At 38.0% G+C, this 21687-nt stretch carries 19 protein-coding genes, 1 tRNA gene, 2 rRNA genes and 1 riboswitch; of the genes, 18 read left to right on the plus strand and 4 right to left on the minus strand.

Features of this window, described 5'->3' with window-relative positions; translation table 11 throughout:
• The 5 genes from DC083_RS05720 to cfa all read left to right on the plus strand — a co-directional run.
• A 23S ribosomal RNA gene (locus tag DC083_RS05720) occupies positions 1-242 on the plus strand; the annotation flags it as partial.
• Positions 243-411: 169 nt separating this feature from the next.
• Positions 412-526: ribosomal RNA gene (rrf, locus tag DC083_RS05725) — 5S ribosomal RNA — on the plus strand.
• Between the two features lie 128 nt (positions 527-654).
• A complete protein-coding gene (locus DC083_RS05730; protein WP_109189292.1) occupies positions 655-978 on the plus strand; it encodes a hypothetical protein in 324 nt (107 codons plus the stop codon).
• 27 nt (positions 979-1005) lie between these two features.
• Positions 1006-1959: an NYN domain-containing protein gene (locus tag DC083_RS05735; protein ID WP_109189293.1), complete on the plus strand. Its 954-nt coding sequence runs from the start codon at positions 1006-1008 to the stop codon at positions 1957-1959.
• A gap of 208 nt (positions 1960-2167) precedes the next feature.
• On the plus strand, positions 2168-3316 hold the full coding sequence (gene cfa, locus DC083_RS05740) for a cyclopropane fatty acyl phospholipid synthase (protein ID WP_109189294.1): 1149 nt from the start codon (positions 2168-2170) through the stop codon (positions 3314-3316).
• A gap of 161 nt (positions 3317-3477) precedes the next feature.
• Here the strand turns inward: cfa and DC083_RS05745 are convergent, their stop codons facing one another.
• Both DC083_RS05745 and DC083_RS05750 read right to left on the minus strand, forming a co-directional pair.
• The gene (locus DC083_RS05745; protein ID WP_109189295.1) at positions 3478-4137 is read right to left on the minus strand and encodes a 7-cyano-7-deazaguanine/7-aminomethyl-7-deazaguanine transporter; all 660 of its coding nucleotides are present in this window, start codon (positions 4135-4137) and stop codon (positions 3478-3480) included.
• A gap of 7 nt (positions 4138-4144) precedes the next feature.
• Positions 4145-4189, minus strand: a riboswitch (PreQ1 riboswitch).
• 67 nt (positions 4190-4256) lie between these two features.
• A complete protein-coding gene (locus DC083_RS05750) occupies positions 4257-6164 on the minus strand; it encodes an FUSC family protein (RefSeq protein WP_109189296.1) in 1908 nt (635 codons plus the stop codon).
• A 234-nt stretch (positions 6165-6398) separates the two neighbouring features.
• Between DC083_RS05750 and DC083_RS05755 the strand changes: the two genes are divergently transcribed.
• The 3 genes from DC083_RS05755 (at position 6399) to DC083_RS05765 (ending at position 9597) form a co-directional block, all read left to right on the plus strand.
• Positions 6399-6998, plus strand: a complete 600-nt coding sequence (locus tag DC083_RS05755) for a 2OG-Fe(II) oxygenase (protein WP_109189297.1) — start codon at positions 6399-6401, stop codon at positions 6996-6998.
• Positions 6999-7219: 221 nt separating this feature from the next.
• Positions 7220-7795 (plus strand): xanthine phosphoribosyltransferase, encoded by a 576-nt coding sequence (xpt, locus tag DC083_RS05760; RefSeq protein ID WP_026878669.1) that lies wholly within the window; start codon positions 7220-7222, stop codon positions 7793-7795.
• A gap of 254 nt (positions 7796-8049) precedes the next feature.
• Positions 8050-9597, plus strand: a complete 1548-nt coding sequence (locus DC083_RS05765; protein WP_109189298.1) for a B12-binding domain-containing radical SAM protein — start codon at positions 8050-8052, stop codon at positions 9595-9597.
• Between the two features lie 81 nt (positions 9598-9678).
• Here the strand turns inward: DC083_RS05765 and ispE are convergent, their stop codons facing one another.
• Both ispE and lolB read right to left on the minus strand, forming a co-directional pair.
• The gene (gene ispE, locus DC083_RS05770) at positions 9679-10533 is read right to left on the minus strand and encodes a 4-(cytidine 5'-diphospho)-2-C-methyl-D-erythritol kinase (protein ID WP_109189299.1); all 855 of its coding nucleotides are present in this window, start codon (positions 10531-10533) and stop codon (positions 9679-9681) included.
• A 93-nt stretch (positions 10534-10626) separates the two neighbouring features.
• On the minus strand, positions 10627-11184 hold the full coding sequence (gene lolB, locus DC083_RS05775; RefSeq protein ID WP_109189300.1) for a lipoprotein insertase outer membrane protein LolB: 558 nt from the start codon (positions 11182-11184) through the stop codon (positions 10627-10629).
• A gap of 211 nt (positions 11185-11395) precedes the next feature.
• Here lolB and DC083_RS05780 point away from each other — a divergent pair.
• From DC083_RS05780 to mnmE, 10 genes are all read left to right on the plus strand, one after another.
• Positions 11396-11470 (plus strand) — tRNA-Gln (locus tag DC083_RS05780).
• A gap of 125 nt (positions 11471-11595) precedes the next feature.
• A complete protein-coding gene (locus DC083_RS05785; protein WP_109189301.1) occupies positions 11596-12555 on the plus strand; it encodes a ribose-phosphate pyrophosphokinase in 960 nt (319 codons plus the stop codon).
• Positions 12556-12840: 285 nt separating this feature from the next.
• Positions 12841-13107, plus strand: a complete 267-nt coding sequence (locus tag DC083_RS05790; RefSeq protein ID WP_109189302.1) for an oxidative damage protection protein — start codon at positions 12841-12843, stop codon at positions 13105-13107.
• A 603-nt stretch (positions 13108-13710) separates the two neighbouring features.
• Positions 13711-15393, plus strand: a complete 1683-nt coding sequence (leuA, locus tag DC083_RS05795) for a 2-isopropylmalate synthase (RefSeq protein WP_109189303.1) — start codon at positions 13711-13713, stop codon at positions 15391-15393.
• Positions 15394-16054: 661 nt separating this feature from the next.
• Positions 16055-17263, plus strand: coding sequence for a methionine adenosyltransferase (gene metK / locus DC083_RS05800; protein ID WP_109189304.1), 1209 nt, complete (start codon positions 16055-16057; stop codon positions 17261-17263).
• Between the two features lie 222 nt (positions 17264-17485).
• Positions 17486-17620, plus strand: a complete 135-nt coding sequence (gene rpmH / locus DC083_RS05805; protein ID WP_026878661.1) for a 50S ribosomal protein L34 — start codon at positions 17486-17488, stop codon at positions 17618-17620.
• Between the two features lie 137 nt (positions 17621-17757).
• Positions 17758-18150 carry a ribonuclease P protein component gene (gene rnpA / locus DC083_RS05810; RefSeq protein WP_109189676.1) on the plus strand — a complete coding sequence of 131 codons (393 nt, stop codon included), beginning with the start codon at positions 17758-17760 and terminating at the stop codon, positions 18148-18150.
• An 87-nt stretch (positions 18151-18237) separates the two neighbouring features.
• Positions 18238-18447 (plus strand): membrane protein insertion efficiency factor YidD, encoded by a 210-nt coding sequence (gene yidD / locus DC083_RS05815; RefSeq protein ID WP_109189305.1) that lies wholly within the window; start codon positions 18238-18240, stop codon positions 18445-18447.
• Positions 18448-18490: 43 nt separating this feature from the next.
• The gene (gene yidC, locus DC083_RS05820; protein ID WP_109189306.1) at positions 18491-20236 is read left to right on the plus strand and encodes a membrane protein insertase YidC; all 1746 of its coding nucleotides are present in this window, start codon (positions 18491-18493) and stop codon (positions 20234-20236) included.
• Between the two features lie 118 nt (positions 20237-20354).
• On the plus strand, positions 20355-21683 hold the full coding sequence (gene mnmE, locus DC083_RS05825; protein ID WP_109189307.1) for a tRNA uridine-5-carboxymethylaminomethyl(34) synthesis GTPase MnmE: 1329 nt from the start codon (positions 20355-20357) through the stop codon (positions 21681-21683).
• The last annotated feature ends 4 nt before the right edge of the window (positions 21684-21687 follow it).

A 21687-nucleotide genomic window follows, 5' to 3' on the forward strand; every position in this document is an offset into this window, starting at 1 on the left:
GGACCGAAGTGGACGTATCTCTGGTGTTCCGGTTGTCATGCCAATGGCATAGCCGGGTAGCTACATACGGACGGGATAACCGCTGAAAGCATCTAAGCGGGAAGCCTTCCTCAAGATAAGATTTCCCTAGGGGTTTAACCCCTCTGAAGGTCCGTCGAAGACTACGACGTTGATAGGTTGGGTGTGTAAGTGCAGTAATGCATTGAGCTTACCAATACTAATTGACCGTGAGGCTTGACCATATAATAGGTCTTAGACAATTTGTCTTACAATGAGACATGAGCGTTTCCAAAGTTAAAACTATGAATACAGTCTACTTGCTGTTACTAACCAACTAATCAAATTTATTCGTGAGTGGAGTGCGATATAGAATGCAGAGATGCATCGGCACTTCAAACACAAACCAGTTTTCCTGGAAACAATAGCGCTATGGAACCACCTGATCCCGTCCCGAACTCAGAAGTGAAACGTAGCAGCGCCGATGGTAGTGTGGGAGTTCCCATGTGAGAGTAGGTCATTTCCAGGGCTTAATTAAGAGACCCCTAGTTCAATGAACTAGGGGTTTTTCTTTTGGGTGAAAAAATGTAAAAGCTTTTTATTTTAAAAGCTCAAAATTAAAAATATAAAACAATATAAAATGAGAGAGGGCTAATCATGAATTATGAAGATGCAAAACTATTTATTGCTCAAATATGTGCCAAAGGGCAAGAAGATATTGGGCAATTAGATTTATATAGCTACATACTTAGTAGTGAGTTACAGGCGGTAATCAATATGATCTCTACATTGGAATCATATGAAACAGATGATCATTATACATGGGAATATAGTTATCTTTTAGGGCAGGCAATCGGGAGTCTTGATACATCAGAAACTTGGCTTATCTATTTTGGACAAGTGATGGGACAAATAGGTGTTCAATTACAAAAGGTATATGAGATACTCAATGAGAGGTTAATATTATTACACCCTGAATAATCATGTATATACTAAGGAAGGTATTTTATGGAGCATAATGGTGAAAATATAGCAGTATTGATCGATGCAGATAATACCTCTCATTCTTTAATCGATGTGATTCTAGAAGAGGTCGCTAAATATGGTACATCTTATGTTAAACAAGTTTATGGTGATTGGAGTTCCCCGTCCCTCAAGAACTGGAAAGAAAAATGTCTCAGTCATGGTTTAGTTGCAATTCAGCAATTCACTTATACAGCCAATAAAAATGCCACAGATATTGCAATGGTTATTGATGCTATGGATCTATTACATAGCCAACAATTTAATGCATTTTGTATTGTTTCTAGTGACAGTGATTTTACGGGACTAGTGTCTAGAATACGTAAAAATGGAATCAAAGTATATGGCATTGGAAAAGAGTCTACCCCCGAAGCTTTCCGTAAGTCCTGCGATAAGTATATATTTATTGATAACTTTATAGAAAAAGTTCCTGTCAATAATATGATTGACAATCTGAACGATGATAATAATGCATCTGTTATAGAAATTAAAAAGATATATGATCAAAAATCTCTTAGGGCTGATTTACCGCTTTTGAAATTAATTCGTAACGCAATCAAAGAGAATGATCGAGATACGGGATGGAGTACCTTAAGATCTGTCGGAAAGTATATTCATAAAATGAATCCAGAATTTGATTCGCGAAATTATGGTTATTCTAAACTATCAGAATTGATCGAAGTGTTAGGTCTGTTTAAGTTAAAAGCACAGGAAAATACATTACATATCACTTGTGCACTTCCGAAAAATGAGCTAAAAAAAGTGCGAAAAATTATTAAAAAGCATAGCAGTAACCCGGAAAATGGTGCTTTATTAAAGCGGGATTTAATTAGTCAATCACTCAAAGAAAATGGTATTTATTATAAAGAGGCCTTTGGTTGTAAATCGTTAACATCTTTTTTGAAAAAAAATAGATTATTGGATTTTATGGAGAGGTAGGTAATAGACGAAAATTAGGATATTAAATAAATATAAATCAATAAATATATATTTGTATTTATATATAATATGCGTAAATTTTGTAGTAATATATTCCCTTATTAAAAATAATATAGCTATATAAATATCATCTAGTTAGCCTGATTATGGGGCTCGATAGGATATTGTTTAGAATTTAAATATATTTATTCAATATTGGAGAGTTATTATGAGCAATAAGAGTGATGTTTCATCTAATAAAAAAACAGAATGGAAGCGAATAACGCAAGAGATGTTGGATCAAGCCGGAATCGAGATTAATGGCCCTAATCCTTATGATATACAAGTGCATAATGAAGATCTATACCAACGTGTGTTACAACAAGGCTCTATTGGATTAGGTGAGAGTTATATGGATGGTTGGTGGGATTGTGAACGCCTTGATCTTTTTTTTACGCGAGTCTTGAGTGCTCAGTTAGATCAAAAATTACCTAAAAATTGGCGAGATATTGTTCGGATTATTGTTGCTCGTATTTGGAATCTTCAGACAAAAAATAGAGCTTGGATTGTTGGAAAAGAGCACTATGATCTTGGGAATGATCTGTTTGTCCGCATGCTTGATCCTTATATGCAATATTCATGTGGCTATTGGGCAAATGCGACAACATTAGAAGAAGCACAAAAAGCCAAATTAGATCTCATCTGTCGTAAATTAGAATTAAAACCCGGAATGCGCTTATTGGATATTGGTTGTGGTTGGGGGGGATTATCCGCTTATGCCGCAACACATTATGGTGTTTCGGTAACGGGTGTCACAATCTCTCAAGAGCAGCAAAAATTGGCACAAGATCGTTGCCGAGATTTAGATGTCAAGATATTGTTGCAAGATTATCGTGATCTTGATGATCAATTTGATCGTGTTGTTTCTGTGGGGATGTTTGAGCATGTTGGTCCCAAAAATTATGCTGAATATTTTGATGTTGTACGTAAAAATATTAAAGAAGATGGTCTATTTCTCCTTCATACGATAGGTTCTAACTATAATAAGGTAAATGTTGATCCTTGGATCGAAAAGTATATTTTTCCCAATGGTATTTTGCCGTCAATCCAAGGAATTGCGAATGCAAGTCAAAATAAGTTTGTAATGGAAGACTGGCATAATTTTGGTGCCGATTATGATCGGACCTTAATGGCATGGTATGAGCGTTTTATGAATACTTGGCCTGAGATTGAGAATAATTACACGCCAAGATTCAAACGAATGTTTAGTTACTATCTCCTTGCTTGCGCGGGTGCTTTTAGAGCTCGAGATATTCAATTATGGCAGATTCTTTGGAGTCCAAAGGGCGTCGTTGGCGGGATTAGAGTTCCTCGTTAATATCTAATGCTTTAAGTCTAAGGCTTTAAGTCAAGCTAATTCACAAAAGAAAATCCCCTAATATTGAGTTATAAAATATTAGGGGATTTTTTGTTATGGCTCTATATCAGTAACAATATAGAGATCGGTAATAGTCATCGAAGTTGTGATGATCTATTAAATTATGCTGTGGCTTTTTCTGTTTGGAGCGATGACATTTTTTTAAGAATAAAGTTTAGCAATAAACCATAAAGTGGTAGAAAGAAGATCGCACAAATTAATAGTTTAAATGCATAATCCACGAGAGCAATTTCTTGCCAATTGGCTGCCATGAATGCATCATCACTTTGATAAAAGGCAATAAAGAAGAAAACAACAGTATCTATAAAATTACCGGCAATTGCTGCAGCGCTAGGTGCTACCCACCAACGATGATTTCTGCGAAGATAACTAAAAACAGTAATATCCATTAGTTGTCCCACGAGATATCCTGCGAAACTAGCAAGTGCAATTCGTGCGACAAAAAGATTAAAAGTAGATAGCTCATTAAAGCCTAACCATTCACCTTTAAAAAAGATCACTGAGATAACATAGGAGATAATAAGTGCTGGAATCATCACGACAAAAATAATGCGACGTGCAAGTGAAGCACCAAATACTCGAATGGTTAGATCTGTGGTGAGGAAGATGAAGGGGAATGTGAAAGCACCCCAGGTAGTATGAAATCCAAAGATTGTAAAGGGCAACTGTACAAGATAGTTGCTCGAAGCAATAATCAGAATATGAAAGAAAGAGAGCTGATAGAGTGCTCGTCGTCTCTCAGCTTGCGTAAATTGATACATAAATTTTAATTCCTTAGTTTTTTTGCGTGGGAGGTTCACGAACCACGAGAGGCGGTATTGTAGCCTAAATGGCGTTAAATCACAAAAGGGATTAAAGCATAGCATTTAACATGCTGGCTTTATTCAATAGTTTTCTGACATGCTTGTTGCAACATCTCTATCTCTTGTGTAATCGCAGGAAACTGCGGAATAGATGGTACAGGTTTAATACTTGTTTGTTCCCCATATTGTAGAGCGTTGGCTAACATTTCAAAGAGGTATAGGAGTGATGCAAGCTCTTCTGCTGAAAGTGATTTCCGATGGTCCACTTCGGCTGCATGTTCTAATAAAAAAGCAAGCTTTTCAATAGAGTAGATGATCGGCCAATAGTATTCAATTAACGATTTTTTAAGCGGAATTTCACCTGTAGCAGCATCATAAAGGGCTGTTAGATTTGTAACATTTGTTCGCATCTTGATAATACGATCATTGATTTGTTGATGAGAAGAGGATGTGTCTGGAGAGAATAGAAGCAATAACATTTGAGATTGATTTCGAAGGGTGCGCATCATGATTCTTGGAATTCTAAGTGATGCTGTTCTTCTTCCCATTAAAATAACGCCGATAAGTCCAATAATACTACCAATGATTACATCGATCATACGGGCACTAGCAAAGTAAAATGCAGAAAATTCACCGCCGGTAATTGTTTCTGCAAGGATGAGTGCATTGGGTGTAATAAAGATAATAGCTAGTCCGTAGTTTTTAACAATAAAAAGCTCGGTGAGTGCCGTAAAAAATAAGATAAAGAGTGCGACAGCATAACCTGAAGGGTGAAAATGGAGAATTGCGGTAGCAATAATAATGCCGAGCATCGTTCCCATTGAGCGTTGTAAAGCTCTATGGAATGTAGCAACCATTGAAGAACCGGACATAACCGCAACACAAGAGAGCGGAATCCAGTAGGATCTAGTAAAGTCAAAACTATGGGCAACAATTGTTGCGATTGCTGTAATAATACCAAAGCGGATAGAGGTTAAAAATACAAGTGAGTTACGATCAAGTGTATTCAGCAAAATTTCTTTGATTGTAATACGTTTTTCTAGAGAAATGGGTTTCAGATTTTCGGCTGGATCCTTGATAATGTTCGCCATAGTCTGATAATAGTTTTGTAACGTTATGTCCTGTAGTTGTGGAATTGTGAATAGCGAGGATTCTTTGAGATTGTTTTTTAAAGCACTCTCAATTTGTTCAATTAAGGCGAGACATTCGTTAGGAAGTTTTTCTTTATGTTCAGCATAATGACTCATGAGATAGAGAAAATACTCATTTCCGGTAATGGTTAAGTGTAATAAACGTTGATATGTTTTTGAAGGAGAACCCGGTAGTTCTCCACTCATTAATATCTCTAAAGTATCGCGCAACAAGCTCATTGTTTTATATTTTTCATTTTGGAATTGATCTGTACCAATACTTGCGGTAAAGCGATGAAGTTGACGATAAACATTACTGACAGCTTTAATTTCAGGGCGATGAGGATTAATCAAAAAACCGCTCATAGCAATTAACCAAGAGAGAATAGCCCCTAGTGAAACTAATCCTGCGCGGAAAAAAGCCCCTTGCAAATCTGTGATAGGCATATCAGCCGTGAGGGCAAATACCATGATAAAAAAGATGGCTGAAGGACCGATAAACTTTAGTGCATTAAAAATAAAGATCATGACGGTGGCAATGAGTCCAATTAAGATGACCATTGCTATGGGGGAGGGTGCAACAATAGAGCCTAAAAAAGCGCATAGTACAATCATTCCCCCCACAAATAGAAGACGCTTAGCAAGATGAGCATAGGGTAAGCGAAAGGCATATAAGTAGGTAAATCCCCCTAAACCTGCCATTAGTCCATATTGAAGTTGCTTAAACCAAAGTCCAATGAAAATGGGGAGCGACATTGCTAAGGCTGCCCCTATTGCACGTTCCCAAGGAAAAGGGCGATTATTGACAGCAATGGCGGCTTTAAATATCTGCCCAGCTTTTTGTAATCCGTTCATTTTTAATCTCTATAATTATGCTGAATAACAATATTATACGGGATTTTTGATTTTTTCTTGTGATGAATAAAAAATTAGGTTATAGATAGGAATTAATTCAAAATAACTCTGGCTTATTTGGGCTGATAACAATTGATATGAGGAGGTTTTGAAAGAATATTACCACTGCCTTTTACGGAATTTAGTTTGTGTCTTGCTGTTCATTTTTTCATTTAACTGGGACTTTAAAATACCATGGCATTTAATCATCAAATAGAAGCATTTATCTCTACGCTTGCAACAGACCGTTATTATGTTTGGGATCACTTTTTGGATTCAAGTGAAATTCAAGCAATCAGAGAGGCTATCCCCGATGATGAACTACATGAAGCCCGTATCGGCCATAAAGATACTCTGCAAAATAACAAAGCGATTCGAGGCGATCAAACATTGTGGTTAGATGATGGGATGGCACCTATCATTCGGGATTATCTTGCAAAAATGGATGAAATTCGGCAGATTTTAAATCGAGAGTTCTATTTAGGCTTGAAAGATTTTGAAACGCATTTTGCTCGTTATGAGCCTGGTACTTACTATAAAATGCATATCGATAATCCTAAAGGAGTAAGTCGAAGAAAGATCACAACGGTACTCTATCTCAATGAAGACTGGAAACCTGGTGATGGCGGTGAGTTAGAGATCTATAATTTGGCACAAGAGAAAATTTTAACTGTAGAGCCTATTGCTGGGCGTATTATCTTTTTCTTATCAGAAGATTTTCCGCATGAAGTGACTACGACAAATGTGGTGCGGGATAGTATTACAGGTTGGTATCTCACAGAAAAATTGTTATAGCCATTGAATCAGCTTATTGTCTATTCTTTAGAAGAAAGGGAGCATTCCAAGGGATTTTGCGGTACAATATTGCACAAATTTTTAGATCAATCTCTCTAGGTTAATGCAAGGAAATGTAACGACTAGTGGTGCTTGATAATCACTTGTTTTTCAAATTAAAAGCTTGCATTTAACCATACTAATAAAGGTGAAAATGAGTTTCACCATTTAAAGGTTCCCTTATGAAATTACTTCACGATAGAATTATTCAAGATGGCTTAGCTTTTGATGATGGTACATTAAAAGTCGATAGCTTTATCAATCATCAAATGGATCCTATTTTAATGAAATCCATTGCGGTTGAGTTTGTTCGCCGTTTTGCTAATTTACCTATCAATAAAATTATTACGATTGAAGCAAGTGGTATTGCGCCGGCAATTATGCTTGGTTATCTACTTGAATTACCGGTTGTTTTTGTGAAGAAGAAAACTCCGAAAACAATGGAGAAGATGTATCTCTCATCGGTTTACTCTTATACTAAAGATCGTACTTATGATGTTTGTGTAAGTGAAGAGTATCTCTCTAAAGAAGATAATGTTCTCTTTATTGATGACTTTTTAGCTAATGGTAATGCAGCATTAGGCGTGAAATCGCTGATTGATCAAGCAGGTGCTACACTCTATGGAATGGGCTTTATCATTGAAAAGAGTTTTCAGGAAGGGCGGGATCGCTTGCTAGCGGAGGGTATTAATATCCAATCTCTAGCGCGCATCTCTTCACTTGCCGGCGGCAAAGTGCAATTTGCAGCAGAGCCTTAAAGTTTGATGATATAGAAATGTTGATATAATTCGCGAATCCCAATCGCTATCTATAGTGATAAAGACGACAGTGATAAAACCTATAGTGATAAGTAGGGATTCGCAAAATTAGAGTAAAATCCGGCGCATTTGCGATCTCTTATGGGTAGAAATACATTATAAGAGTGCAAATGCGTATTTGTTTAAGGTCTTGGTTAATTAGGGAAGAGAAGCAGATTAAGGTCGATTGATCTGTTTATCTTTAGAAGGGTAGAATGGATATATTATTGATAACGCTCAATGCACGCTATGCGCACGCTTCATTAGGGCTTCGTTATCTTAAAGCGAATCTCTATGAATTAGAAGATCGGGCAGAAATTTTAGAATTTACGATTCAGCAGAATCGGGAGTCAATGCTTGAAGAGATTCATAAGAGATCCCCTAAAATCGTCTCTTTTGGTCTTTATATCTGGAATTTTAATGAAACAACGGCTCTTATTCAGGATTTACGAGCATTAATGCCGGACTTAATTATCAATATTGGTGGGCCGGAAGTCTCTTATGAGTATGAAACAATAGCTATTTTTCCATTAGTGGACTATCTCATTACGGAGTGGGGAGATGTTAGCTTTTATCAATTAGCTAAATCGATTCTATTAGAGGGGAAACCTTGGCCAACGAAGGTCATTAAAGGGATAGAACCGCCGTTAGAAGAGATTAAATTACCTTATTATCTCTATAATGAAGAAGATATTGCGCATAGAACGGTCTATATTGAAGCTTCTCGAGGTTGTCCCTTTAAGTGCGAATTTTGTCTCTCGAGTTTAGATAGGACTGCGTGGCGTTTTCCTTTAGAGCCTTTTTTGGAAGCGATGGAGGATCTTTATCAAAGGGGGTTGCGGCAATTTAAGTTTGTTGATCGTACCTTTAATCTAAAGAAAGATTTCACTTTAGCGATTTTAGATTTCTTTCTGGATAAAATTGCTAACAATCCGGACGAGCCACTATTCTTACATTTTGAGTTGGTACCGGATTACCTTTCAGATGAACTTAAAGCGAAAATTTTAGAGTTTCCGGATGGTTCGCTGCAATTTGAGATTGGTATTCAAACCTTAAATACGACGACTCAGCAGTTGATCTCTCGGCGAACAAATCTGCCGGTTGCGAAGGAGAATATCTCCTGGCTCTCGAAAAATACTGATGTGCATCTGCACGTAGATCTCATTGTAGGGTTACCTGATGAGGATTTAACGAGTTTTGCACAAGGATTTGATGAGCTCTGGTCGTGGGAGCCGCAAGAGATTCAAGTGGGTATTTTAAAACGGTTAAAAGGTGTACCGATTATTCGTCATAGTCAGGAATTTGAATATCGTTTTAGTCAAGTACCACCATATTCTATTTTGCAAAATAGAGATATGCCATTTACAACCGTAATGGAGATGGAACGATTTGCTAAGTTTTGGGATAGTGTGGCTAATTCTGGTCGTTTTAAAGCGATTTTACCTATTATTTTAGAGAAGCAACCTTTCAAACATTTTAGCGCGTTATCGCAATCACTCTATCAAACATTTGGGCGGAGTTATGGTATTGCGTTAGATCGACTTTTTAGAGCCATTTTTGATTATTTAGTGAATGAGCGAGCATTGCCGGAAGAAGTTGTGCGAGAGGCGATGTGCGAGGATTTTCTACGTACCGGCATTAAAGGTTGGCCTAAATATTTAGGTGATCGTCCCGATGCTTTACTATTTGCACGAGAAACGCCGGCGGAACAAGCGGCAAAGCAAGCATTACCACAAAGACAGCGACAACATCGCACCGGATAGAACGGCTTCCTTGCCTCGATCAGCTGATGTGCCGGCATTTAGATAAGCTTATTTTAAACTGATCTTGTTATCATTAGATATTCAATCAAGGGGTAACTCAATCGGCGAATCGGTGTAGAGCATTGAGCGATTTAAACTTTTAAATGGTTGTAATTGCCACTGCTCTTTTTGGGCTAATGATTGAAGAGATTCCCATTTTTCATCGGTGGGTTTAGGGATAAAGAGGCAAGCACCAGTGCCGGTAATATAGGGAGATAATTCAAGCGCTTCAAGTTTTGTCATAATAGTTTGCATAACTGGATAATGCGCAAAGATAGCGGGTAGACAATCATTGATAGCGCGTTCTTCTGTAAAATATTGCTCGGTAAAGAGAGGGCTATTACGAATCAGATGCGGGCTTTCGAATATTTCTTGGGTACTAATATGAATGCCGGGATTGATCAGAATAAAATCAGATTCAGGAGGTTCAATCGGTGTTAATTGTTCACCAATTCCCTCAGCCCAAGCACTTTTACCATAAATGAAGATCGGCACATCTGCGCCGAGTTTTTTGCCAATTTGAATAAGCTCTTCTGTGGTGAGATAGAGTTCCCACAATTGATTGAGTACCACTAGCGTCGTTGCGGCATTGGAGCTTCCCCCACCAATGCCGGCCCCCATAGGTAGATGCTTAATAAGATCAATCGTGACTCCTTTCTCAATTTGGCTATATTCTTGCAGAGCAATCAGAGCCCGGTAGATCAAGTCTTCCTCAAGTGGAAACAGTTCGTGATCATAATCGAAATGAATCTCGCCGGTATCATTGACCTGAAAACCAATTTCATCATAGAGATTGGTAAATTGAAAAACGGTTTGTAAATAATGATAGCCATTCGCTTCTTGTCGAATAATACGAAGCATACGATTGATCTTTGCCGGAGAAGGGAAGTAGAGCATAGTGGAGATCCTATAATCCTATAACAAGTTTTCTATATTGTACCGCTATCGGTATGATAATGAGCGATCTATAATGAGAGATGTGCAAATTATTTAATGAATAATCCAATTATCAATCAGGAAGCGTAAACGAATATCATTACCACGCGTTAAAGTCATTTTAAGGGGAAGTTGCATACCATTTTTCTCAATCCATTCCTGGTAACTAACTGTCCAGCCATCTTCTTTAAATTGTTTAGGGAGACCTTTATCGTCGAATACAATCTTAGTATCCGGGTGAGTTGTCTTACCTTTGATCCATTGTTGAGAGCCTGATACAGGCCAATCAACGCCGGTGAGATTCGCAAAAAGACGATCAGGATTTTGATCTTTGAAGGTCTCTTCATCAATAGTAATACTAGTTTCTTGATCATCAATGGCAATATCGACGCGACCTTGTGCGAAAGGCCCTTGAATAATGATATTGATCGCCTCATTTTTAGCCTGCTCAATCGCAAAACTCACTTGTCCACTTTGCGTTGGATGTTTAATAGCCGTTCTTCCAAAAACTTTATAGTCCTGTGCTTCATCTAAAGATTGGTACATTGGGACGGTACAGGCGGCTAAAGTAAAGAGTGCTACAGAAAAAGGAATAATTTTTAGTCGTTTCATGGTTTTTTTTACAAAATTTGATAGAATTATCTGCGTCGTTTTAAGAGACGGGTAAGTTGCTAGTTTATAATAAAATGTATAAATTCTGTTACTTATTCTACACTTTGAAATTGATTATAGACAGAAGTCTGGATGAGTAAAAAAAACTCAATGCTTTCTAAAAAAGCGCTAGACAAATTGTAAAAGATGTCTATAATAGTTGTTCTTCAGATGGGCTATAGCCAAGCGGTAAGGCAGCGGGTTTTGATCCCGCCATCCCCAGGTTCGAATCCTGGTAGCCCAGCCAAATTTATAAAGGTATTGCACTGTAATTGAGTTGATTATGTCAAAGAAAAGATTACAATTAGTGGCAATACCTTTTTTCTATTTTAATCCCCCCACTTTACTTTATTTGATAGAGGATTCTTTGTAATGAGCAGCAAAGACCAGATGATGGTGTTTACCGGAAACGCCAATCCAGAGTTAGCTAAGAAGATTGTTAAACATTTAGGGCTTGAGTTAGGAGATGCGACTGTTGGACGCTTCTCAGATGGAGAAGTAATGATCTCTATCAATGAAAATGTACGGGGGAAAGATGTCTTCTTTGTACAGCCCACCTGTTTCCCAACAAATGATAACTTAATGGAGCTTCTGGTTGCGTGTGATGCACTTCGCCGAGCATCTGCAGGTCGTATTACGGCGGTTATTCCTTATTATGGTTATTCGCGTCAAGATCGTCGCCCTCGTTCAGCACGTGTACCGATCTCTGCTAAAGTTGTGGCGAATATGATTACAAGCGTGGGTTGTGACCGCGTATTAACAATCGATCTTCATGCTGATCAAATCCAAGGTTTCTTTGAAATTCCTGTAGATAATATCTATGCTTCATCTGTGATCCAAGCAGATATTATGAAGCATGATACTTCTAATATTACCGTTGTTTCTCCTGATGTAGGGGGCGTACTTCGTGCGCGTTCTGTGGCAAAACAGATTCCCGGCGCAGATTTAGTCATTATCGATAAACGTCGTCCTGCACCGAATGTGTCAGAAGTGATGAATATTATCGGTGAGGTGAATGGTCGTGATTGCATTATCGTTGATGATATCGTTGATACAGCAGGAACTTTAGGCGCAGCAGCTCAAGTATTGAAAGAGCGTGGAGCTAAAACTGTTAAAGCTTACTGTACGCATCCTATCTTCTCAGGTAAAGCAGTTTCAAATATCAATAATTCAGGCCTTGATGAGATGATTGTGACGGATACAATTCCTCTTCGCGAAGAAGCTAGAAATTGTGCAAAAATTCGTGTACTTTCCATTTCTGATATTATCGCGAACACAATCCAACGCATTCATGAAGAAGAGTCTGTAAGTACCCTTTTTACCCATGAATAGTTGTTCATCTGAGAGTTTTGTTGATTGACGACAAGTTCTAAGAATTGAGATCAAAAAATATTCTAGACGTATATTCCTGAGTGGGATATACGTTTTTTTATTATGACATTTTGTTAGTATCTTTTTGTTATGATATTTTTGAGGTCTGGTAGAAGTAGTGTAGTAATGTAAGAAAAATCATGGTGGCACTGATTTTTTTGCTGAGAATCCCCGTAATAAGATTGTCTATGATATCCTATCTCTCTTAGAATTATATGATCATACAAAGACTAAAAAGGAGTTCTTATGACTCGACGTGTATTTTGTGTCAAATTACAAAAAGAAGCAGATGGTATGCCAAGACAGATGTATCCTGGCGAATTAGGTAAGCAAATATTTGAGAATGTCTCTAACGAGGCTTGGCAACAATGGCTTAGAGCACAAACAATTTTGATTAATGAATATCGTATTAATCCGCTTGACCCTAAATCTCGAGAATTTTTAGAGCAACAGATGCATGATTTCTTTTTTGGAAGTGGCGCTGAATTGCCAGATGCCTTTAAGCCAGAATAATAAATTTGTGATTTAGAAAAAGTAATAAAACCTTGACCGATGTATAAAAACAGGTTAAGGTTTTTTTATGACTACGAAAAATAACACCTTACTACAACTACGACTTATTCTGCTGTAACCGCAATGGTTGCAGCGTAAATTAGCTTTTGTCTATTAAAAGCATGTAAATAACAGTTGAATTTTCCAAGCGTTAATACAGTTTAAATACGATTTACATTTTAAGTCTTACTAGGTGTTGTGATGCAATATATTTTCCCATTCTTATTAGATACTGGCCCATTGTGGCGTGTAATTGAAGTAATTAGTTGTAATTATTTTCAACTTATTATTCGGCAATATAAAATTTTACGCTGGCATGTATTCACCTACACTTTACGACTTCATCTCAAACCCTAAATGAAAGGAATAGCAAAAAAGCTATGCAATTGGCGTGCTTTACATGACAATATTTCACAATTTTTTGCTTAAAATAGGCAATGGTTGAGTCAAAAATGAGATGAAGTTATTTTGAAGTGATTTATCCGTTACTACAAGCAGCTAAAATAAAAATATTGATTAAGATTTAAAAGATAATAACACTGAGTTTAAAGAGGAAATAACACAATGATCACCAATCCTGAAGTTAAATATCAACGATTTGAAGCACCTAATTATCAAAATCGTACCTGGCCTAATAAAGAGATTACGAAAGTTCCTCGTTGGTTGAGTTCAGATCTTCGTGATGGCAATCAATCACTGATTGAGCCGATGAATGTGGAGAAAAAGCTTCGGATGTTTGATCTGCTGATTGAGTGTGGTTTTAAGGAGATTGAAGTAGGGTTCCCTTCAGCTTCAGAAACAGAGTTTAATTTTGTTCGTAAGCTTATTGAAGAAGAGCGTATTCCCGATGATGTGACGATCCAAGTTTTGACACAAGCTAGACAAGATCTGATTACGAAGACATTTGAGTCTTTGAAAGGTGCAAAAAAAGCAATTGTTCATTACTATAATGCCGTCTCACCTACTTTTAGACGAGTCGTTTTCAAAATGGAGAAGCCTGAAATTAAAGCGCTTGCCGTAAAAGGGGGGGGGATGATTAAGGCAGAGTCACTCAAGTACCCTGATACAGAGTGGTTTTTTGAGTACTCACCTGAAATTTTCTCTGATGCGGAGCTCCCTTTCTCTTTAGAGGTTTGCGAAGCCGTTTGTGAGGTCTTTAAACCTACGCCTGAAAAGCCCTTAATTTTGAACCTTCCTGCAACGGTAGAGGTTTCTACGCCCAATGTATATGCCGATCAAGTTGAGTGGTTCTGTGATCATATTAGTTGCCGAGATTCAGTTGTGATTAGTGCCCATGTACATAATGACCGAGGTTGTGCGGTTGCGGCAACAGAGTTAGCATTAATGGCGGGTGCAGATCGAGTAGAGGGTTGTCTTTTTGGTCATGGTGAGCGTACAGGGAATGTGGATCTTGTCACTGTGGCATTGAATATGTATTCTCAAGGGCTTCATCCGGGGCTTGATTTTAGTAAGATTAATACTGTTGTCAGAGAAGTGGAATATTGTACCGATCTTCCGGTTCATCCTCGTCATCCTTACGCAGGTGAATTGGTGTTTACGGCTTTCTCAGGCTCTCATCAGGATGCAATTCGGAAAGGGCTTGCTGATATGAAAGAGAATCCTGATCAATATTGGCGTGTTCCTTACTTACCGATTGATCCATTTGACTTAGGTCGTTCTTATGAAGCGGTTATTCGAGTGAATAGTCAATCAGGGAAAGGTGGTGTGGCTTATCTATTAGAAGAAGATCATGGTATTGAATTACCGCGCCGCTTACAGATTGAATTTAGTAAGGTTGCGCAGCTCTTTGCCGATAGAGAAGGTGTTGAGCTGACTTCCGAGCGCTTATACAGTATTTTTGAATCAGAATATCTAAATGCAACGCCGGCTATAGAGATCTTAATGCCGATCGATATCGAAGAGGATTCTGATGGTAATACGCATATGCAGTTGAAATTGAAAACAGCAGATGGAGAAAAATCTTTAAATGCGAAAGGCAATGGACCTATCGCAGCATTTGTCCATGGTGTTAATGAGATCTTTGGCTGGAATATTGATGTTGTGGACTATAATGAGCATGCTAGAAGTCAAGGATCTACAGCGGAAGCAGTTTCTTATGTAGAATTGCAGATTGAAAATAGAACACTCTTCGGTGCAGCAACTCATGCGAATACGTCTCGCTCATCGCTAAAAGCGGTCGTCTCTGCGATTAATCGTGCAATTGCACAAGGCTTTTTAAGCATGTAATGAATATAGAATTAGGATAATTATTAGGTTGAGGTCATTTCTTCTGGGGAATGGCCTTTTTATTGGGATTTAATACTGTTCATGGATAGCTCGTAGCAATAGGTGGCTGTTATAGAATTTGATTATTATAGTAAGAGCGGTTCAAAATAAGCATTATTGAAATGCCGGCGCATCTGTTGTAATAAATAAGGAAGCTATTCTATCCGGCATCTTGCAAGTGTTGTTTAGGACGGTTTTATGTTTTTCCCGCAAAAGCTGCTGAAAAACCATTTTTCTTAAACTAAATTTACTATAAATCTGCAACTCTCAGTTATATTAAAATATATAAAATTAAACATTATTGAATTATCTATCAATAAATAATATATAGACATATGAATATATAGATATATAGTGTATATATTTATAATATCCTATGTTGAAAATCGCCTATTTTCAATGAGTTTGAGATTATAAGTCCGCAGATTCATGATTCGATAGAGTCTTGCTTAGGTCTATTTCTAGGATATTTATTCAACAAGTGATGCAATAAAATGGTAGAATCTTTAAATCTTAAAGCAAATTAAGTGTATGAGTTGTACAATCAATTTTTGGATTGTATTGAGTTCATATTCACAAACGATCATTTTCATTAACTATTAGCAATAAAGAAAGATACGTTATGACAAATTTATTTACCTCTGAATCAGTTTCTGAAGGACATCCTGATAAGGTTGCAGATCAGATCTCTGATGCCGTTCTTGATGCAATTATCAAGCAAGACAAAAATGCGCGTGTAGCCTGCGAAACGTTAGTTAAAACGGGTGTTGCCATTGTTGCTGGTGAAGTCAGTACTAATGCTTGGGTCGATTTAGAAGATCTAGTCCGCCACGTGATTACTGATATTGGTTATGATTCCTCAAAAGTGGGATTTGATGGTAAAACCTGTGGTGTTCTTAATATCATTGGTAAGCAGAGTAGTGAGATAGCCCAAGGGGTTGATCGTAAATTACCCGAAGAACAAGGAGCGGGTGACCAAGGTTTAATGTTTGGTTATGCTTCTAATGAGACAGATGTTTTGATGCCTGCACCGATTACATTTGCACATCGTTTAATGGAGTGCCAATCTGAAGCGCGTAAAAGCCGTCAGTTATCGTGGCTTCGACCAGATGCAAAGAGCCAGGTCACATTTGCTTATAATAATGATGGTTCTATTTCTCATATTGATGCAGTTGTTTTATCAACGCAGCACGATGAAGAAGTAAAAGCGAAAGATCTTGAAGAAGCCGTTATGGAGCTGATTATCAAGAAAACATTGCCGGCAGAATGGTTAACTAAAGAGACCAAGTATCATATTAACCCTACTGGCAGTTTTACAATTGGTGGACCTGTAGGAGATTGTGGTTTAACAGGGCGCAAAATTATCGTTGATACTTATGGTGGTATGGCGCGTCATGGCGGTGGGGCTTTCTCTGGGAAAGATCCTTCTAAAGTAGACCGTTCAGCCGCTTATGCGGGTCGTTATGTTGCTAAAAATATTGTAGCAGCCGGACTTGCGGATAAGTGTGAAATTCAGGTGTCCTATGCGATTGGTGTTGCAGAGCCAACGTCGATCTCTATTACCACATTTGGTACGAATAAAGTCCCTGAAGCATTGATTGAAGAGCTTGTGCGTAAGCACTTTGATCTTCGCCCATACGGTATTGTGAAGATGCTTGATCTTCTTCATCCAATTTATCTACCCACAGCAAGTTATGGCCATTTTGGTCGCAATCCTTATGAAATTACTTATAAAGATAGTAATGATCAATTGGTGAAAGCGACGGCATTTAGTTGGGAGAAGACGGATAAGGCAGAGCTTCTTCGTGCTGAGGCAGGATTACCGCTCTAAGTTATTTAAGTTAGATGATGCTGTTATTGAGTAATCTTTTAGATTAAAAGTGCTAAATAACAGTAAGTTGAGCAAATTAAAAGCAGTAGACAATTCGATTATTCTTGACTTTAAAATGGAAAAAGCTAGAATAATCCGTTGTCTTAGTATGAATTTGATGCTCGCATTAAAATCTTTTTAAATGCGAGTGTTGTCACTTATATAAAATTAAAGGAATTAAGCATGAAACGTACATTTCAACCAAGTTTAATCAAAAGAAAACGTAATCATGGATTCCGTGCACGTATGGCAACTAAAAACGGTCGTAAAGTAATCAACCGTCGCCGTGCTCGTGGACGTGCGCGTTTATCAGCATAATAAAGTATAGAGTCTATATACAGATTCAAGGCGCTTGTTATTGATTAAATAATAGGCGCTTTTTTATTTTTGCGGTTTGAGTAGTATTCTACTGTTTAAGTTTTAATGGATATTAAATGATATGAAGTATGGTGATAATGGATAGTTTTCGATTTGAGCGAACAAAGCGGCTTTTAACCGCAAAGGATTATCAAATTGTCTTTGCTTCAAATCAATCTTTTAAAGATCGAGACTTCTTGATTTTAGTTCGAAAACAGCTATCATCAGAGCATATTGAAATATCATCGGATATAACGCTAGGAGTTCCGAGATTAGGGTTGGCTGTTTCTAAAAAGAACTTTAAGAGAGCGGTGGATCGCAATCTGATAAAACGCGTTATTCGAGAATCTTTTCGTTTACATCAACAGGATTTGGTGGGATTGGATATTGTAGTAATGAGTCGATCAACTACGAATGTTAAAGACTCAAATCGATTACATCAGTCACTCACACGTCATTGGGCGCAGATTATAAAAGCGACTAAAGAGTGAGTAAATGAGTCGGCATAGGCAAAATAGAATGCTTAAGCCGTTTAAACTATAGGAATGTGGGACAGAGATCAATTAAGTGGGTAAAATATGCGAATCATCTTAATTTGGCTCATTAAAGGCTATAAACTCTTTTTGAGTCCTCTCGTGGGGAATCAATGTCGGTTTGAACCTACATGCTCAACTTATGCGCTAGAAGCAATTACACGCTATGGGGCTATTAAAGGGAGCTGGTTGACAATTAAACGCCTTGTTCGTTGTCAACCACTTTGCAAAGGAGGGGAAGATCCTGTACCTTAGGATCTTCTCTATTCATGTTAAACGTTAATTAAAGAAACAATTTATGCAGAATAATCAGCAGCGTCTTTTTCTCTTATTGATTTTAGCTGGCATTATCTATTTTCTCTATACGAAATGGGATGCTTATAAAAATCCAACACCCGTTGTTGAAACAGAACAAGTTGTCACAACTAACCAAGCAGATGGTTCAAGTGCTGTACCAACACTTGGTTCATCGCACTCTGAAGGGCAGCATGTAGCAAATCTTGACGACTACATTACGGTTGTAACAGATCTCTATGAAGTCAAAATTGCAAAACAAGGTGGGGATATCATCGAAGCAGGGCTTCTTAAATACCCTGAAAGTTTAGAAGCACAAGATGTTCCTTTTAAAATTCTTGATAACTCACCAAAATTGTTCCAAGTAGCACAAACGGGTCTACTTGCAGAGAGTGAAAATGGTTCAGTGCTTCATACAGACAGCTATTTCACTTCAGGTGCCGATCACTATGAGATGGCTGAAGGGGATGATTCTCTTATTGTGCCACTCACTTACGTTGATCCCGAAACTAATTTAGCAGTGACAAAAGTATATGAGTTTAATCGTGATCATTATACGATTGGTTTCTCACAACAAGTGGAAAACCGCTCAAGCCAAGATTGGGTAGGTCGTGAGTATCGTCAAATAGCAACTAAAAAACCGCATAATCCTAAGGGTAGTGCAATAGGTGCTTCAAGCTTCGACGGTAGCGTATTCTCATTGCCACATAATGATTATAAGTATGAAAAACTTGCTTATGAGAAAATGACGACTATTGAGCGTGGATTTAACTCAGAAGGTCGAGAAGTGACGCGTCATAATCCTAAAACTTTTGAAGGTGACGCGGGCTGGATTGCGATGATTCAGCAGTACTTCGTAGCTGCTTCGGTAGCAGGTAAAGATAAAGAAGCGACAAAACAGACGCAAAATATTATTCAAACTTTCCAAATTGGTGATTTTAAAGATATTTCGCAAAATACTTATGTCATCAGCATGATGAATAAGAATCCTGTGACTATTAAACCCGGTGAGTCTTATAACTTTGAAAGTCGCTACTTCATGGGGCCAAAGCTTAAAGAGCAACTAGAAGAGACAGCAGATTACTTAGATTTAACACTTGATTATGGTTGGTTTAGTCCGATTTCTGAATTAATGCTCTGGATTTTGAAATTCTTCCATTCATTTATCGGTAACTGGGGTTGGTCAATTATTCTTTTAACCTTAACGGTTAAGCTAGCGCTCTTCTACTTTGCAAATAAGGGTTATACCTCAATGGCGAAAATGCGTGCAGTAGCACCAAAGCTGGCTTTGATTAAAGAAGAGTATGGCGATAATCGTCAGAAACAATCTGAAGAGATGATGAAACTTTATCGTAAAGAGAAGATCAATCCTCTCGGCGGTTGTTGGCCGATTATTATTCAGATCCCTGTCTTTATTGCACTATTCTGGATGTTGATGGAGAGTGTTGAATTACGTCAAGCGCCTTGGATTCTTTGGATTAAAGATCTCTCATTAAGAGACCCATACTTTATCCTACCTGTGATTATGGGGGTTACGATGTTCTTCCAACAACGTTTAAATCCAGCACCGACAGATCCGATGCAACAGAAAGTAATGAAATGGTTGCCGGTTGTCTTTACCTTTATGTTTATGTGGTTTGCAGCAGGTATCGTTCTTTACTGGATTACCAACAACTTACTCACGATTCTTCAGCAGTCATTCATTATGAGACGAGTTGAACGTGATATTAATAAACATAATCACAATTAGAAGTTTTGGGGTCACTGTTTTCTACTTTAGAAGTACATTCGAGTGGTTGTGATTCCAATAAAGTGTGACTGATAAACAATCCCCTATATGGGGATTGTTTTTTATAAGAGGTTTTAGAATGTTAAAAGATCAAACAATTGCTGCGATTGCGACAAGTACAGCCATTGGTGGAATTGGTATCGTACGTATATCTGGGCATGATGCAGTGAAAATTGCACAGGCGATGACGAAGATTACAGAGTTTAAACCCCGTTACGCTTATTTTTCCCCTTTTCTAAAAGAGGATGGGGAAGTCATTGATGAGGGGGTTGTGATCTTCTATCGCGGGCCAAATTCATTTACGGGGGAAGATGTGATTGAGTTGCAAGGACATGGTGGTTTGATTGTGCTCAATCGTGTATTGAATCGTGTGCTTGAATTAGGCGCGACAATGGCTCGACGAGGGGAGTTTTCAGAACGTGCATTTTTGAATGGTAAGCTTGATTTAGTCCAAGCTGAAGCGATTCATGATCTGATTGTCAGTCAAAGTGAAGCTCAGGCGCGGGCAGCAATGAACTCATTGACGGGTAATTTTTCCCATAGAGTCGATGCATTATTAGAAACGCTTATTAAGATGCGTGTCTATATCGAAGCTGCTATTGATTTTAGTGAAGAAGATATTGATTTTATCTCCGATGGTAATGTTGTTTCAGGATTAGAGAATTTGCATCAGCAAGTCTCACAACTATTACAATCTGCCGGGAATGGCAAAGTGCTAACGGATGGTTTGAAAGTTGTTATTGCGGGGAAACCCAATGCTGGTAAATCTAGCTTACTGAATGCACTCTCAGGAGAGGAGAGTGCGATTGTAACGGAGATTGAGGGGACAACTCGAGATGTGCTCAGAGAGCGTATTATTATTGATGGTGTTCCTCTTTCCATTATTGATACAGCAGGGCTTCGAGAGACAACAGACAGAATTGAAGCCGAAGGTATTAAGCGTGCGAAAAAAGAGATGGAGAGTGCAGATTTAGTCTTGTGGATGCATGATGATAATGAATCCTTTGTGGGAATAGATGCCGACATAGAGGCTCTGAAGATCCCCACGATTATTATTCATAATAAAGCAGATCTATCTGGCAATGATATTAGCCGTACAGAGAGCCATATTACGATTAGTGCTAAAGATCTACGGGGGATTGAGCTCGTTAAAGCAGCGATTCTTGAGTATGCGGGTTTTGAATCACAAGAAGGCTTATTTAGTGCGAGAGAGCGTCATTTACAAGCATTAAAGCGAGTATTACAACATTTTGATGTTGCATTAGGTCTGATCGGTGAAGCGGTTGCCATTGAGCTAGTGGCGGAGGAGTTGCGTTTAGCGCAAATAGCATTAGGTGAAATTACGGGTGAATTTAGCTCTGATGCATTGTTAGGCGAGATTTTCTCAAATTTCTGTATTGGTAAATAACGTA

The organism is Ignatzschineria ureiclastica, from assembly GCF_003121845.1.
GTDB lineage: Bacteria > Pseudomonadota > Gammaproteobacteria > Cardiobacteriales > Wohlfahrtiimonadaceae > Ignatzschineria > Ignatzschineria ureiclastica.

Bases quoted from the DNA above. Each gene is read 5' to 3' on its own strand.
- DC083_RS05730 (WP_109189292.1), top strand. From the start codon at position 655: ATGAATTATGAAGATGCAAAACTATTTATTGCTCAAATATGTGCCAAA.
- DC083_RS05735 (WP_109189293.1), top strand. From the start codon at position 1,006: ATGGAGCATAATGGTGAAAATATAGCAGTATTGATCGATGCAGATAAT.
- cfa (WP_109189294.1), top strand. From the start codon at position 2,168: ATGAGCAATAAGAGTGATGTTTCATCTAATAAAAAAACAGAATGGAAG.
- DC083_RS05745 (WP_109189295.1), bottom strand. From the start codon at position 4,137: ATGTATCAATTTACGCAAGCTGAGAGACGACGAGCACTCTATCAGCTC.
- DC083_RS05750 (WP_109189296.1), bottom strand. From the start codon at position 6,164: ATGAACGGATTACAAAAAGCTGGGCAGATATTTAAAGCCGCCATTGCT.
- DC083_RS05755 (WP_109189297.1), top strand. From the start codon at position 6,399: ATGGCATTTAATCATCAAATAGAAGCATTTATCTCTACGCTTGCAACA.
- xpt (WP_026878669.1), top strand. From the start codon at position 7,220: ATGAAATTACTTCACGATAGAATTATTCAAGATGGCTTAGCTTTTGAT.
- DC083_RS05765 (WP_109189298.1), top strand. From the start codon at position 8,050: ATGGATATATTATTGATAACGCTCAATGCACGCTATGCGCACGCTTCA.
- ispE (WP_109189299.1), bottom strand. From the start codon at position 10,533: ATGCTCTACTTCCCTTCTCCGGCAAAGATCAATCGTATGCTTCGTATT.
- lolB (WP_109189300.1), bottom strand. From the start codon at position 11,184: ATGAAACGACTAAAAATTATTCCTTTTTCTGTAGCACTCTTTACTTTA.
- DC083_RS05785 (WP_109189301.1), top strand. From the start codon at position 11,596: ATGAGCAGCAAAGACCAGATGATGGTGTTTACCGGAAACGCCAATCCA.
- DC083_RS05790 (WP_109189302.1), top strand. From the start codon at position 12,841: ATGACTCGACGTGTATTTTGTGTCAAATTACAAAAAGAAGCAGATGGT.
- leuA (WP_109189303.1), top strand. From the start codon at position 13,711: ATGATCACCAATCCTGAAGTTAAATATCAACGATTTGAAGCACCTAAT.
- metK (WP_109189304.1), top strand. From the start codon at position 16,055: ATGACAAATTTATTTACCTCTGAATCAGTTTCTGAAGGACATCCTGAT.
- rpmH (WP_026878661.1), top strand. From the start codon at position 17,486: ATGAAACGTACATTTCAACCAAGTTTAATCAAAAGAAAACGTAATCAT.
- rnpA (WP_109189676.1), top strand. From the start codon at position 17,758: ATGGATAGTTTTCGATTTGAGCGAACAAAGCGGCTTTTAACCGCAAAG.
- yidD (WP_109189305.1), top strand. From the start codon at position 18,238: ATGCGAATCATCTTAATTTGGCTCATTAAAGGCTATAAACTCTTTTTG.
- yidC (WP_109189306.1), top strand. From the start codon at position 18,491: ATGCAGAATAATCAGCAGCGTCTTTTTCTCTTATTGATTTTAGCTGGC.
- mnmE (WP_109189307.1), top strand. From the start codon at position 20,355: ATGTTAAAAGATCAAACAATTGCTGCGATTGCGACAAGTACAGCCATT.